The 12777-nt window shown below is 37.9% G+C and carries 14 protein-coding genes and 1 other annotated feature; of the genes, 7 read left to right on the top strand and 7 right to left on the bottom strand.

The window, feature by feature from the left end:
* Window positions 1-13: 13 nt before the first annotated feature.
* Window positions 14-232 (top strand) — a binding site (T-box leader).
* 65 nt (window positions 233-297) lie between these two features.
* The gene (gene leuS, locus BAQ49_RS05220; protein ID WP_071744456.1) at window positions 298-2706 is read left to right on the top strand and encodes a leucine--tRNA ligase; all 2409 of its coding nucleotides are present in this window, start codon (window positions 298-300) and stop codon (window positions 2704-2706) included.
* 27 nt (window positions 2707-2733) lie between these two features.
* On the opposite strand, the gene BAQ49_RS05225 is transcribed toward leuS, so the two are convergent.
* Window positions 2734-3162, bottom strand: coding sequence for a GNAT family N-acetyltransferase (locus BAQ49_RS05225; RefSeq protein WP_071744457.1), 429 nt, complete (start codon window positions 3160-3162; stop codon window positions 2734-2736).
* Window positions 3163-3327: 165 nt separating this feature from the next.
* Between BAQ49_RS05225 and BAQ49_RS05230 the strand changes: the two genes are divergently transcribed.
* Entirely contained in the window at window positions 3328-4320 is a 993-nt protein-coding gene (locus tag BAQ49_RS05230; RefSeq protein WP_071744458.1) for a VrrB protein, read from the top strand.
* A gap of 44 nt (window positions 4321-4364) precedes the next feature.
* Here BAQ49_RS05230 and BAQ49_RS05235 read toward each other — a convergent pair whose 3' ends face one another.
* The 5 genes from BAQ49_RS05235 to BAQ49_RS05255 form a co-directional block, all read right to left on the bottom strand.
* The gene (locus BAQ49_RS05235; protein WP_071744459.1) at window positions 4365-4787 is read right to left on the bottom strand and encodes a pyrophosphohydrolase domain-containing protein; all 423 of its coding nucleotides are present in this window, start codon (window positions 4785-4787) and stop codon (window positions 4365-4367) included.
* Between the two features lie 97 nt (window positions 4788-4884).
* Window positions 4885-5070, bottom strand: a complete 186-nt coding sequence (locus BAQ49_RS05240; RefSeq protein ID WP_071744460.1) for a hypothetical protein — start codon at window positions 5068-5070, stop codon at window positions 4885-4887.
* A gap of 94 nt (window positions 5071-5164) precedes the next feature.
* A complete protein-coding gene (locus BAQ49_RS05245) occupies window positions 5165-6244 on the bottom strand; it encodes a Ger(x)C family spore germination protein (protein WP_071744461.1) in 1080 nt (359 codons plus the stop codon).
* Window positions 6220-7314 carry a spore germination protein gene (locus BAQ49_RS05250; protein ID WP_071744462.1) on the bottom strand — a complete coding sequence of 365 codons (1095 nt, stop codon included), beginning with the start codon at window positions 7312-7314 and terminating at the stop codon, window positions 6220-6222. The genes BAQ49_RS05245 and BAQ49_RS05250 overlap by 25 nt, the downstream gene beginning before the upstream one ends.
* A gap of 16 nt (window positions 7315-7330) precedes the next feature.
* Window positions 7331-9457 (bottom strand): spore germination protein, encoded by a 2127-nt coding sequence (locus BAQ49_RS05255; RefSeq protein ID WP_084667335.1) that lies wholly within the window; start codon window positions 9455-9457, stop codon window positions 7331-7333.
* 153 nt (window positions 9458-9610) lie between these two features.
* Here BAQ49_RS05255 and BAQ49_RS05265 point away from each other — a divergent pair, with 153 nt between their 5' ends.
* Entirely contained in the window at window positions 9611-10735 is a 1125-nt protein-coding gene (locus BAQ49_RS05265) for a homoserine O-acetyltransferase family protein (protein WP_071744463.1), read from the top strand.
* Window positions 10736-10783: 48 nt separating this feature from the next.
* Here the strand turns inward: BAQ49_RS05265 and BAQ49_RS05270 are convergent, their stop codons facing one another.
* Complete coding sequence (locus BAQ49_RS05270) at window positions 10784-10966, bottom strand: hypothetical protein (RefSeq protein WP_000171885.1); 183 nt, start codon at window positions 10964-10966, stop codon at window positions 10784-10786.
* Between the two features lie 199 nt (window positions 10967-11165).
* On the opposite strand from BAQ49_RS05270, the gene BAQ49_RS05275 reads away from it, so the two are divergent.
* The 4 genes from BAQ49_RS05275 to BAQ49_RS05290 form a co-directional block, all read left to right on the top strand.
* On the top strand, window positions 11166-11471 hold the full coding sequence (locus tag BAQ49_RS05275; protein ID WP_071744464.1) for a rhodanese-like domain-containing protein: 306 nt from the start codon (window positions 11166-11168) through the stop codon (window positions 11469-11471).
* A 77-nt stretch (window positions 11472-11548) separates the two neighbouring features.
* On the top strand, window positions 11549-11773 hold the full coding sequence (locus BAQ49_RS05280; protein WP_071744465.1) for a spore germination protein: 225 nt from the start codon (window positions 11549-11551) through the stop codon (window positions 11771-11773).
* 20 nt (window positions 11774-11793) lie between these two features.
* On the top strand, window positions 11794-12117 hold the full coding sequence (locus tag BAQ49_RS05285; RefSeq protein ID WP_071744466.1) for a hypothetical protein: 324 nt from the start codon (window positions 11794-11796) through the stop codon (window positions 12115-12117).
* A 120-nt stretch (window positions 12118-12237) separates the two neighbouring features.
* A partial coding sequence (locus BAQ49_RS05290) for an exosporium leader peptide-containing protein (RefSeq protein ID WP_131802709.1) occupies window positions 12238-12777 on the top strand: 540 nt, incomplete at its 3' end.

Here is a 12777-nt window from a genome sequence, read left to right on the forward strand (position 1 = left end):
TTAACTCATATTTGTAATAACAGTGAGAAGGAGTAGTAGTAATAGAAGCTGGTTTAGAGAGTTGACGGTCGGTGCAAGTCAATCCACGTTTCGTTATGAACTCGCCTTTGAGTTGCAGTTGTGAAACTAATAGTAGCAATTGCCGTTAATCCACGTTACGGATCTAAGCGAATGTATATATTACATTAATTTAGGGTGGTACCGCGGGAATCTATAACCTCTCGTCCCTTTCTAGGGATGAGAGGTTTTTTGTATTTTGGGCGGTGAAAATAAATAGAATTTCAAGGAGGTTATCTCATGAGCTTTAATCATCAAAAAATTGAGAAGAAGTGGCAAGGGTATTGGGAAGAGAATAAAACATTCCGTACGCCAGATGAGACAGAAAAACCAAAATTTTATGCACTAGATATGTTCCCATATCCATCAGGTGCAGGCTTACACGTAGGTCATCCAGAAGGTTATACAGCGACAGATATTTTATCTCGTATGAAACGTATGCAAGGATATAACGTTCTTCATCCAATGGGATGGGATGCATTTGGCCTTCCAGCAGAGCAATATGCACTTGATACTGGGAACAGCCCGGCTGAATTTACAGAGCTTAATATTAATACGTTCCGTAATCAAATTAAAGCATTAGGCTTCTCTTACGATTGGGATCGTGAAGTGAATACAACGGATCCAAACTACTACAAGTGGACACAATGGATCTTCCTAAAACTATTTGAAAAAGGCTTAGCTTACGTTGATGAAGTACCTGTAAACTGGTGCCCAGCACTTGGTACAGTACTTGCAAACGAAGAAATTATTGACGGTAAGAGTGAGCGCGGTGGACATCCAGTTGAGCGTCGTCCGATGAGACAGTGGATGTTAAAAATTACAGCTTACGGAGATCGTCTATTAGAAGATCTAGATGAGCTTGATTGGCCAGAAAGCTTAAAAGACATGCAACGTAACTGGATCGGTCGTTCTGAAGGTGCAGAAGTACACTTCAACATCGATGGTACAGATGAGAAGTTTACAGTTTTCACAACGCGTCCTGATACACTATTTGGTGCAACATACTGTGTACTTGCTCCGGAACATGCACTTGTTGCAGAAATTACAACAGCAGAACAAAAAGAAGCTGTAGAAGCTTACATTAATTCTGTAAAAATGAAGAGTGATCTAGAGCGTACAGAACTTGCGAAAGAGAAAACTGGTGTATTCACTGGTGCTTACGCAGTTAACCCAGTAAATGGTGAGAAATTACCAATCTGGATCGCTGACTACGTTCTTGCAACTTACGGAACAGGTGCTGTAATGGCAGTTCCAGCTCACGATGAGCGTGACTATGAATTCGCATCAGTATTCAATCTTCCAATGAAGGAAGTTGTAAAAGGCGGAGATATTACGAAAGAAGTGTACACAGGTGATGGTGCACACGTAAACTCAGCATTCCTTGATGGTTTAAATAAAGAAGAAGCAATCGCAAAAATGATTGAGTGGCTTGAAGTAACGAGCGCAGGAAATCAAAAAGTAACGTACCGTCTACGTGACTGGTTATTTAGCCGTCAACGTTACTGGGGTGAGCCAATTCCAGTAATCCATTGGGAAGATGGCACAATGACAGCTGTGAAAGAAGAAGAATTACCATTAGTTCTTCCAAAAACAGAAAACATCCGTCCTTCAGGTACAGGTGAATCACCACTAGCTAACATTGAAGAGTGGGTAAATGTTGTTGATCCTGAGACGGGTAAAAAAGGTCGTCGTGAAACAAACACAATGCCACAATGGGCTGGTAGCTGCTGGTACTACCTACGCTACATCGATCCAAACAACAGCGAAGCACTTGTAGACCCTGAAAAAGTAAAACAATGGCTTCCAGTTGATATTTATATCGGCGGAGCAGAGCACGCTGTACTTCACTTACTATATGCTCGTTTCTGGCATAAAGTATTATATGATATCGGTGTAGTTCCAACGAAAGAACCGTTCCAACAATTATTCAACCAAGGTATGATCTTAGGTGAAAACAACGAGAAAATGAGTAAATCAAAAGGCAACGTTGTAAACCCAGATGATATCGTAGCAAGCCACGGTGCAGATACACTTCGTCTATACGAAATGTTCATGGGACCATTAGATGCTTCAATTGCTTGGTCTGAAAATGGTCTTGATGGAGCTCGTCGCTTCCTAGACCGCGTATGGCGCCTATTCATTCAAGATAACGGTGAATTAAGTGAGAAAATTACTGATGCACCAAACAAAGATCTTGAAAAAGCTTACCACCAAACAGTGAAGAAAGTAACAGAAGACTATGCAGAGCTTCGCTTCAACACAGCGATTTCTCAAATGATGGTATTCATCAACGATGCATACAAAGCTGAAACACTTCCAAAAGAATATGTAGAAGGTTTCGTAAAAATGATTGCACCAGTTGCACCTCACATCGGAGAAGAGCTATGGAGCAAACTTGGATACAGTGAAACAATCACATATGCAAGCTGGCCAACATTTGATGAGTCTAAACTTGTAGAAGATGAAGTTGAAATCGTTGTTCAAATTATGGGCAAGGTTCGCGCAAAACTAACAATGAGTAAAGACGCATCAAAAGAAGAAATGGAACAACTTGCACTTGAGGCAATCAAAGAACAAATTGAAGGAAAAACAGTTCGTAAAGTAATTGTTGTTCCTGGAAAACTTGTTAACGTTGTTGCAAACTAATTCATTTTAAAGAAAAACTCAGAGCATTTATGCTCTGAGTTTTTTTGCGTGAAAAATAAGTTCTGGATCACCTTCATCTAGGTTTTCAATTATTCCACTACGTATAAAACCGTTCGCTTTAAACACTTTTTGCATACTTTCATTCGACTCGTTCGTTGAAGAAAAGATTTTTTGAGTAGGGGAATGCCTTAACATATATGAGATTAATGAGCTTGCATGACCTCTCCTTCTTTTGACTGGCGAAACAATTATTAATGAGAGGAAAGTACAATCAAAGAAATTTGTATCGTATGTTAGAAAACCAGAAATGGAATTGTCCTCTTTTGTAATTATGCAGTTTCCAGCATCAATAGCGTGTTTAATATAATTTCGTCTACTATCGTTTCCAATTACATCCATATCTATATGAACAATTGAACCTAAATCGTCGATTGAAGCCTTTGTTACGTTCTCCAAAGAAAATGCCCCCTTCAAGTGAAAGAAAAATAATCAGTCCATTAATCCTATCATGAATGAAGAACGAAGAAAAAGGTGCGGAATTCCCATATAGACAAACACCTATTCTTCTATAGGAAATATGATAAAAAAGGTAGGTTAAATTGAGCAGAAGAGGTGAAAGGAATGAAAGGGATGGACAATAATGCCCCACATGGCTTCTTCGGAGGTGGATCGGATAGTTATGGACAAATGATGTTCATGGGAGGAGATGGTCAACACGGATATGGCGGAATCCCAAGTTGGATGGGAGGAGCGGCTGGAGGATTTCCGACGTCAGTGGCTGGAGCACAGACAGGAATTCCGACATTGGTAGGAGGAGTGCCTGTAGGTATGCCAACTACATTTCCATCTTTCGTAGGAGGAGCACAAGGAGGAGTACCTGTAGGTATGCCAACTGCATTCCCATCTTTCGTTGGCGGTGTACAAACAGGATTTCCTGTACCTGGCGTCGGTGTTGTAGCTGGTGGAGTCGGTGGCTTCCCTCAAGGTGTTCACGGTCATCATGTGCACCATGAGCATCACGGTCATCACCAGCATCACGGCCATCACCAGCATCACGGTCATCACCAGCATCACGGTCATCATCAGCATCATGGCCATCATCAACAACAAGTACATCATCATGGTCATCATCAAATTCATCCACAGGCTGTCCTTTATCAAACTCATCAAAGTCATCATCATGGTCACCAAGGCCAGCATCAACACCACGGTCATCATGGTCATCATCAACACCAACACCACGGCCATCATCAGCAACAAGTACATCACCAAGGCCAGCACCAAATTCACCCGCAGGCTGTCCTTTATCAAACTCACCAAGGCCAACAGCATCACCAAGGTCAACACCATCACCAAGGTCAACACCATCACCAAGGTCAACACCATCATCAAGGTCAACATCATCACCAAGGCCAACAGCATCACCAAGGTCAACACCATCACCAAGGCCAACAGCATCAGCAAGGCCAACAGCATCAGCAAGGTCAACAACAATACCAACAGTATCAGCAGCAACAACAGCCTTGGGCAGGTGGCATTGGAGCAGGGGCGGCAGCAGGAGCAGCAGCTGGTACTGCAGGAGCCGCAGGACATGCGGGACACGTGGGTCATTAATAGGCCAAAGGAAAAAAGACATAATAAAAAACTGCTAGGAAATCCTAGCAGTTTTTTTCTGCCTCTTGACGTTGGCGTTCGATTTCCGCACGAAGTTGTGGTTCCGGTGCTTGCCATCCTTCTGGTTTCATAATTTTGCCGTCGCCCTCGCGGAATCGAGGCTTTCCATCAGGGAATAGTTTTGCCATGTTGGCATTGTTTACAATTTCAAATCCTTTATCTGGACGTACGCCCATTTCTGCAAACGTTCCGAATGCAAAGTAAATAAGGTCAATAAGTGCATCGTATTGATCTTCAACAGTCGTTGCTTCTAGAAATTCTTCTAGCTCTTCTTGCATAAAGCTAGCACGAATTTTTGCGCGCTCTGCTGTTAATTTTGTTGGAGTATTTGTCACAGGATGTCCGAACTCTTCATGCATTTTTGCAACAAGTTCGTATCCTTTATCTAAACCTTTTTCGTTTGTCATGTTGTTTCATCCTTTCTCGCTTTGTGCCGAATTTCATTGTAACATAAGGTGATTATGAAATGAAAAGAACATCTTATAGAAATAAGATGTTCGCTCGTTATTCTTCTTTTTTTATTAAAATGGATAAAATAAGGTCGATGCCAAACATACCAACAAGTAGCATTGGTATAACGACAAGTAAATAACGTGTGAAGGAAATATTTTTTAAGTATGTATGAGCAAATAAAAAGACGCCGAGAAATAAAATACCGTTTAAAATAGGTTTTACTAACTTTTTAGACATAAGCTCCCCCGTGAATATCTTTTCTCTCTATATTTGGTAATAAAAAACTCCTCTCTCCGTTGTATCATGCTGGAGAGAGGAGTTCAATCATTTATCATTCAATTACACCAGAATTTGTAATATTTACGCTGTATTTTATATTAATCGGAACATCTTTGTACATACGTCGCCACTCTTCTAACTTGAATGGGCGATAATGTTGCTTATACTTTGCACCTAGCCCGAGAGGATCTACGTTTAAAGATTTAAACTGCTTAATTAATTTGGTAGCCTGTACATCCAATTGTTTTTGGACATTTTTTTCAATGTTTTTTGTGTTCTTGTTATTTTCTAAGTTAATTTGCTTCGATAATTCTTGAATACGTGCATCAAGATGAACGTGAATGAAAAAAGAAGGCTTCCCGTTTTTAATTTTTATATCGTAAGTTGGAACAGAACGAATATTATTAATCATTACGTACGCAGAATCCGTTTTAAATTCGTGTGAATCTAATTTGTGTTTCTCTAATAGTCCTTTAAATATGAACATATCTTTTTCAGCGATTTTACCGATATATTTATCCTTTTTAAAAAGACCAATTCCGTTGATTTTTATTTTATCACCATGCTTCTTTAGAATGGGAATATAGTAGTCTTGCCCTTCTTGATAATAACGGAATGCTCCTATATGCAGGTTATCCTTTGGTAAAGGACCGGTCTCCATATTATGTTCTAACAATTTTTTTATATAAATTGCAACGTTGTATGAAGTCGTATATTTCCCTTTTAAAAGTTCAGTACCATTCCCCTCTAATAAGCCAACATATAAAGCGTTCCCTATATTCACATCTCGAAGTAATGTATCGAATGAAGTAGACATTCCTTTTTTGGCAAGTCTTATAGTATATAGAGCGACACGCATTTGTCCGCTAGCAAAGGGTTGAGAAGACTCTAAAGATGTGTCTGCTTTTACTTGTTTTACCGCATTTGCGCTACCTTCAAAAACTTGAACTTTATTTCCCTTTTTCTGAATGGGACAAACGAATGTCACTTTTACTTTATTATCTTTTGCTACATCAAAAACCGTTCCTTGAATAAGTTGTACATCATCGATAATATTTTTTTGTAAACATCCAGTTAGACTGAAGAATGTTATACAAGAAATAAGTATTAATTTGCTTTTGATTTTTTCCATTTTCTTTTCACCCACACAATAATAAATAGGATAGGGATGTATACATACATGAGCCAAAAACTAGCTTTTCCGGAATTACTAATAAAAGTATTAATGTCATGTCTGTTTGTTAAAAGCTGTGAAACAATGAGAGTAATAAGGATGAAAGTGATTAGGACACCTCTTTGTTTTACGCGAAATATTTCATGAGTTCCTCTTGTTGCCGCCCATAACGGAAGGATAAAACTTGTAATAATAGTAAGCGCATAGCCTGAAATCGCAATATATTCCAGCCTTTCTATGAACGGTAATTGGATTACTTGGGTCATAGAAAGTTGTGACCATATCGTTTTTAACAATTGTTTCTCACTAAAAAATGCAAAGGCTAAAAGGGTACTAAATAAATATAGAAGATTTGAAAATAATGCTCCGTATTGAGCGAATTTATGAGATTGCTTCGGATTTTTCACAAATGGATAAACCATGAGATAAATTTCAAACCCTGTCATACTGTAGATTGACAGATTGGCGGCTTTTAAAATATCTGAAAAAGAATGTGTGAACACAGGTAGTAAATTAGACAAATGTGAGTATTTCAAAACGAATAGACTAAGAAATAAATATCCCAATGTACCGCCAACTGAGATGACGCAAATACCAGTAATGACACGGAATCCAGAAGAAATAATGTAGTAGCTAGCTAAGCATAAAAAGATTGTTAACATCCAAGTTGACGCGGTAGGAAACATCCATACTTGAATAATCTCAACATATGTTCGAATGACGGAAATACTGATGGCTAAAAAATAAGTCATAAAGATGAGAGTAACGCCGTTTCCTAGCCATTTTCCAAATGTTTGTCGATGTAAATCAACTAAGTTTCCGTTTGTTTCTTTTAATAAAAAATACATCATCCATATAAGAATATGGATACAAATTCCTATAATTAGAACACCTATCCAGCCGTCGTATCCGGCGGCTTTTGCAATAATTCGAGCGAATCCAAGAACACCAGCACCAAACTGTGCACTGTGAATTAAGAAGAAAACAAAGATAGGAGATATTTGATATTTTTCTTGAACTTTACTCATCAATGCACCTCATTTCTTAATCATCAAAATCGGATCTATGTTTTGTTGAAATCCCTTTTGCAGATTTTTTTACATGTTGTGGCCTTGCTTGTACATCTCTTGTATCGATCATTGTTAATGGGAAGCGAATCCAAGAGTCTTTAACGGATTGTTGTCTTGTCGGATAAAACAAAGCGTACGGTTTACGTAAGGATGTAAGTCTAAATAAATGGGTAAATAAAAAGATAAATCCAAGAGAAATCCCGAAAAGTCCTCCTATTTCGGCAAATATGAGAAATGGGAAACGGAGTAATCGAACCGCATTACCCATTTTATAAATAGGCGTAATAAAGGAAGCCAGTGCTGATAATGCAACGATAATTAATAAAATATTACTCGTTAAACCAGCTTGGACAGATGCCTGTCCGATTACGATACCTCCTACAATACCGAGTGTTTGACCGACCTTCATCGGTAATCTCGCGCCAGCTTCTCTTAATAAATCGATGGCAAGTTCTAAGAAGAGTGCTTCAATTAAAGGTGGAAACGGTACTTGCGCCCTTGATAAAATTAACGTTTCCAATAAATCACTAGGAACTAATTCATAGTGATAGTTTAAAGTGGCAACATATAATGGTGTCGCGCAAATTGAGAATAAAACAGCGATTAGCCGTAAAATTCTTGAAAATGTAGCGTATAACCAAGAAACGTTATAGTCTTCTGGCGAAATGAAAAAATCAAAATATGATACAGGAGTTAAGAGGACACTTGGAGAACCATCAACAAAAATAGCGATTTTACCATCAATAAGTGCTTTTGTAACTCTATCAGTGCGTTCTGTATTGATATAGAGAGGGAAAATTGATTTTTCCCCCATCAATTCTTGTATATAAGCACTATCATTAATTTGATCATATTCAAGAGCCCGTAATGATTCCTCTAGAAAATCTACATTATCTTTCTCAGCTAGATTATTTAAATACATCATAACGACTTTCGTTTTTGAAAACTCTCCGATAATCATCTCTTTCGTTTGGAGATCTAAAACAGGAAGGCGTTTTCGGACTAAATTAATGTTTGTATCAATATCTTCTACAAAACCTTCTTGAGGACCAATAACAGTCGATTCATTTAAAGGAGGAGTTGGTGCACGATAATTATCAATTGCAATATTCGCGAGCATACACTTTTGATCTTGCTGATTTAATTGAATAATTGCATGCCCTTTTAAAACCATGTCCTCAATCTTTTGTAAATCGTTTGTAATTGTAATGCCGCTCATTGGAATATGTTCTTTTAATACTTCGAATGAAGTGTTAGGGTGTTCTAAAAGTGTTGGCATTAAATATTTTTGTAACTTCTCACCATCAAGTGAAGGACGATAGTAAGAAATCCAATAAGGCATCGTTTCATCGTCAGATGTATGGTAATTAACAAAATCACTAGACTGTTTTAGCTTCTCTATTAACTCTTGTAGAGAATGAATATGGTCTTTTTCTGGCTTCGAAAAATCATAAATACTATTACTTCCAGAGCTTTGTTGTGTATTTTGAGAAGAGTCGTCTTGCTCAGATTTTTGTTGTTTCTTTTGAGAAGAATCATCCTGTTTAGAACCTTGCTGTTTCGGTTGAGAAGAGTCGTCTTGCTCAGATTTTTGTTGTTTCTTTTGAGAAGAATCATCCTGTTTAGAACCTTGCTGTTTCGGTTGAGAAAAATCGTCTTGCTCAGATTTTTGTTGTTTCTTTTGAGAAGAATCATCCTGTTTAGAACCTTGCTGTTTCGGTTGAGAAGAATCGTCTTGCTCAGATTTTTTTTGTTTCTTTTGAGAAGAATCATCTTGCTCAGAGTTTTGTTGTTTCGGTTGAGAAGAATCATCTTGCTCAGAGTTTTGCTGTTTCGGTTGAGAAGAATCATCTTGTTCAGAGTTTTGCTGTTTTGGTTGAGAAGAATCATCCTGTTTAGAACTTTGCTGTTTCTCCTGAGAAGAATCATCTTGCTCAGATTTTTTTTGTTCACTATTTTTACCTGTATTGTGTTTCATACTTCTAGTCTGTTCTTTGTTTTCATCCTCTTGATTACTAGATTGCTGTTTCGGATTATTATCTGCTTCTTTTGTTTCTGTTGAATTTGATTTTTTCTTTTTACGTAACCAATTCCAAATCATATGTATGCCCTCTTTGATTGTGTAATATAGTGCTATTTTGTGGATAATTTTGTATATTATTCATTTATTTATGAAAAGAAGGAGGAGATTGGTTTACATAGTAAAAAATCCTTTAGTAAGCAGTTCATAATATGACGGGAAGAAGGCGAGTCTGTGCAAATTGTAAAAAAGGAGAAGTTTGTTTTAAAAGAGTTTGTGTTTGAAAATGGTAGAGAGATTCCTGTTCAAATGGGGTATGAAACGTATGGTACTTTAAATAGAGAAAGATCAAATACGATTTTGGTTTGTCACTATTTTAGTGCAACAAGTCATGCGGCAGGAAAATATACAGTGCATGATGAGGGGGCTGGTTGGTGGGATGGATTAATTGGACCTGGGAAAGCAATTGATACAAATAAATATTTCATTATATGTACTGATAACCTTTGTAATGTACAAGTGAAGAACCCATATGTGATTACAACGGGACCAAAATCGATAAATCCGATGACTGGTTTTGAGTATGCGATGGATTTTCCAGTTTTTACATTTTTAGATGTAGCACGGATGCAATATGAGTTAATAAAAGATATGGGGATTGCTAAGTTACATGCGGTAATGGGGCCATCGGCAGGTGGGATGATTGCGCAGCAATGGGCTGTTCACTATCCTCATATGGTAGAACGAATGATTGGAGTTATTACGAATCCGCAAAATCCAATTATAACGTCGGGAAATGTAGCGCAAAATGCGATCGAAGCAATTCAGCTTGATCCAAATTGGAAAGGCGGAAAGTACGGAGAGGAGCAACCAATAAAAGGGCTTCATTTAGCGAATAAAATGATGTTTATGAATGCATTTGATGAACATTTTTATGAAACAGCATTCCCGCGGAACAGTATAGAAATGGCACCTTATCAACAATTTACTGCATTAACATCATTTGAGAAAGAGATAAATAAAGTGACATGTAAAAGTATAGATTTAGTAGATGCAAATTCATGGATGTATACTGCGAAAGCAGTCTTATTACATGATATTGCACATGGTTTTTCTTCCTTAGAAGAGGCTCTTTCTAAGATTGAAGCGAATGTACTCATGATTCCATGCAAACAAGATTTACTTCAACCATCCCGTTACAATTATAGAATGGTAGATGTTTTGCAAAAGCAGGGGAAGTACGCAGAAGTATATGAAATAGAAAGTATAAATGGGCATATGGCAGGAGCGTTAGACGTTCATTTATTTGAAAAGAAAGTGTATGAGTTTTTAAATCGGAAAGTATCTAGTTTTGTGTAGAAAATAATTAATGTGGAAAAGGTGCATTGTTTATAATAGGCACCTTTTTTACATAATTTGCAGACGGAAAATATATGAAGCGATTGATAAACCAAAGAAAGCTATACTAAGTAATAGAAATAAGAATGACATTTCTTGAGGGGATTTTATCTTTTTATTATTTTTCATGCTAAGAGCAATGACCGCAGAAATTAAGAAAATGATACCCATAATGAAAAGAAAAAGTGTCATTTTAACAGGCTCCTTTCATAAAACAAGTATATTGAGGATACAATGCACGAGTTATGTTTGTAAAGAATAAGTTTTACGAGAAAATTGAGAAATAAAATTTCCATTCTTTGCGTTCCTTCTTTCACATGCTAAAATTAATTAGAAATGGTAGTTTAAAGAAGAAACTAAAGGTTTTATTATATATAAGGAGGAGATACATATGACAGAAGTTAATACAATTACTACAGAAGAAGTGCAAGAGCGTTTAGAAAATGGAGAAACGTTATTTTTAGTAGATGTAAGGGAAGATGAAGAAGTAGCGACAGGGAAAATTCCAGAAGCTGTACATATTAAAATGGGCGATATCCCAAATAAAGTAGATTTCTTTGATAAAGAGAATGAGTATATTTTTATTTGCCGTTCAGGAATGCGCAGTGAAAATGTATGCCATTATTTAAATGAGCAAGGATTTAAAACAGTGAACATGGTTGGCGGTATGCTTCAATATGAAGGTGAAACGAAATAGTTAATAGCTAAAAACTTGAAACGAGTCTGTTTCAAGTTTTTTTCTTTTGCATACAGTATAAAAAGGAGGAGGGGTAAATGGGGATTAATTTGCGTAAAGTGAAAATTATTAACAATACAGGAGCTGTTAATGTTGGCGACTGTTATGATATCTCACCTTTAGCCGTAGCGAAAATATATGCGGGTGCTGGAGGGTCGAGTGCGGCTATTTTTTTAAATGGGAAACGGCAGCCTGAACCTACAATTAGAACATCAGTATTTTTACCACCATTAGCAACGAGTACACGTACATTAGGTGCATAAAGGAAAGGTAGAGTGTAAGTATGCCTGCACGTATTAAAGAATTTATTATCGTTAATAATACTGGGAATATATTTACGGGTGATAATTTGAGTGATACTTCATTTACTGCTTCGAAATCGTATAGTGGTTCAACGGGGTGCACTTGGATTGATGTTGTTACAGTAATAGGGACAGAGACGAAGCTTTGTTTACAGCCGGGAGATTCTGTGACGACAACATATACACGAGGAACCCCTGCTGGTACTGTAACAGGAACGAATATGGGGCAAAATGTAAATACATCGGGTATAGCGCAAGCTGTCCCTAATACAGATAATATGGATTCAGTAGCAGGACTCCCTTAAGGAATTAAGGGAGTTTTTATTATTTAAAATAAAAATAGTCTTGGAGATTATTTTTGTAAATAGATTAAGAAGAAGCGGTCTATCTAGTGTGAAAAAGATGGTTTGTAGGAGGTGAAAGGTATGAAAGATCGTGATGATAAAAGGAAATTACATTCGTTAAACTCTAATTTTAGAATTTCACCAGAACTTATTGGGCCTACTTTCCCTCCAACTCCAACTGGATTTACAGGTATAGGGATTACAGGCCCAACAGGTCCACAAGGTCCAACAGGCCCACAAGGACCAAGAGGACTACAAGGACCAATGGGAGAGATGGGACCGACAGGACCTCAAGGTGTGCAAGGAATTCAAGGGCCAGCTGGACAAATGGGTGCAACAGGACCAGAAGGACAACAAGGGCCTGAGGGATTGAGGGGACCAGTAGGAGATACAGGGGCAACAGGTGTGCAGGGTGTGCAAGGAATTCAAGGTGTGCAAGGGTTACCGGGAGCAACAGGTCCGCAAGGGATACAAGGAGCTCAAGGGTTTCAAGGACCACAAGGACCGCAAGGAGTTCAAGGAATACAAGGAGACATAGGTGCAACAGGTCCAGAGGGGCCGCAAGGGGTTCAAGGTACTCAAGGGGAAATAGGCCCAACCGGTCCGATGGGGCCGCAGGGA

The sequence above is a fragment of the Bacillus proteolyticus genome, assembly GCF_001884065.1.
Classification (GTDB): domain Bacteria; phylum Bacillota; class Bacilli; order Bacillales; family Bacillaceae_G; genus Bacillus_A; species Bacillus_A proteolyticus.

What these genes read in the sequence shown, in the direction of transcription:
- leuS (WP_071744456.1), top strand. Translation starts at nt 298, where the DNA reads ATGAGCTTTAATCATCAAAAAATTGAGAAGAAGTGGCAAGGGTATTGG.
- BAQ49_RS05230 (WP_071744458.1), top strand. Translation starts at nt 3,328, where the DNA reads ATGAAAGGGATGGACAATAATGCCCCACATGGCTTCTTCGGAGGTGGA.
- BAQ49_RS05235 (WP_071744459.1), bottom strand. Translation starts at nt 4,787, where the DNA reads ATGACAAACGAAAAAGGTTTAGATAAAGGATACGAACTTGTTGCAAAA.
- BAQ49_RS05240 (WP_071744460.1), bottom strand. Translation starts at nt 5,070, where the DNA reads ATGTCTAAAAAGTTAGTAAAACCTATTTTAAACGGTATTTTATTTCTC.
- BAQ49_RS05245 (WP_071744461.1), bottom strand. Translation starts at nt 6,244, where the DNA reads ATGGAAAAAATCAAAAGCAAATTAATACTTATTTCTTGTATAACATTC.
- BAQ49_RS05250 (WP_071744462.1), bottom strand. Translation starts at nt 7,314, where the DNA reads ATGAGTAAAGTTCAAGAAAAATATCAAATATCTCCTATCTTTGTTTTC.
- BAQ49_RS05255 (WP_084667335.1), bottom strand. Translation starts at nt 9,457, where the DNA reads ATGATTTGGAATTGGTTACGTAAAAAGAAAAAATCAAATTCAACAGAA.
- BAQ49_RS05270 (WP_000171885.1), bottom strand. Translation starts at nt 10,966, where the DNA reads ATGACACTTTTTCTTTTCATTATGGGTATCATTTTCTTAATTTCTGCG.
- BAQ49_RS05275 (WP_071744464.1), top strand. Translation starts at nt 11,166, where the DNA reads ATGACAGAAGTTAATACAATTACTACAGAAGAAGTGCAAGAGCGTTTA.
- BAQ49_RS05280 (WP_071744465.1), top strand. Translation starts at nt 11,549, where the DNA reads ATGGGGATTAATTTGCGTAAAGTGAAAATTATTAACAATACAGGAGCT.
- BAQ49_RS05285 (WP_071744466.1), top strand. Translation starts at nt 11,794, where the DNA reads ATGCCTGCACGTATTAAAGAATTTATTATCGTTAATAATACTGGGAAT.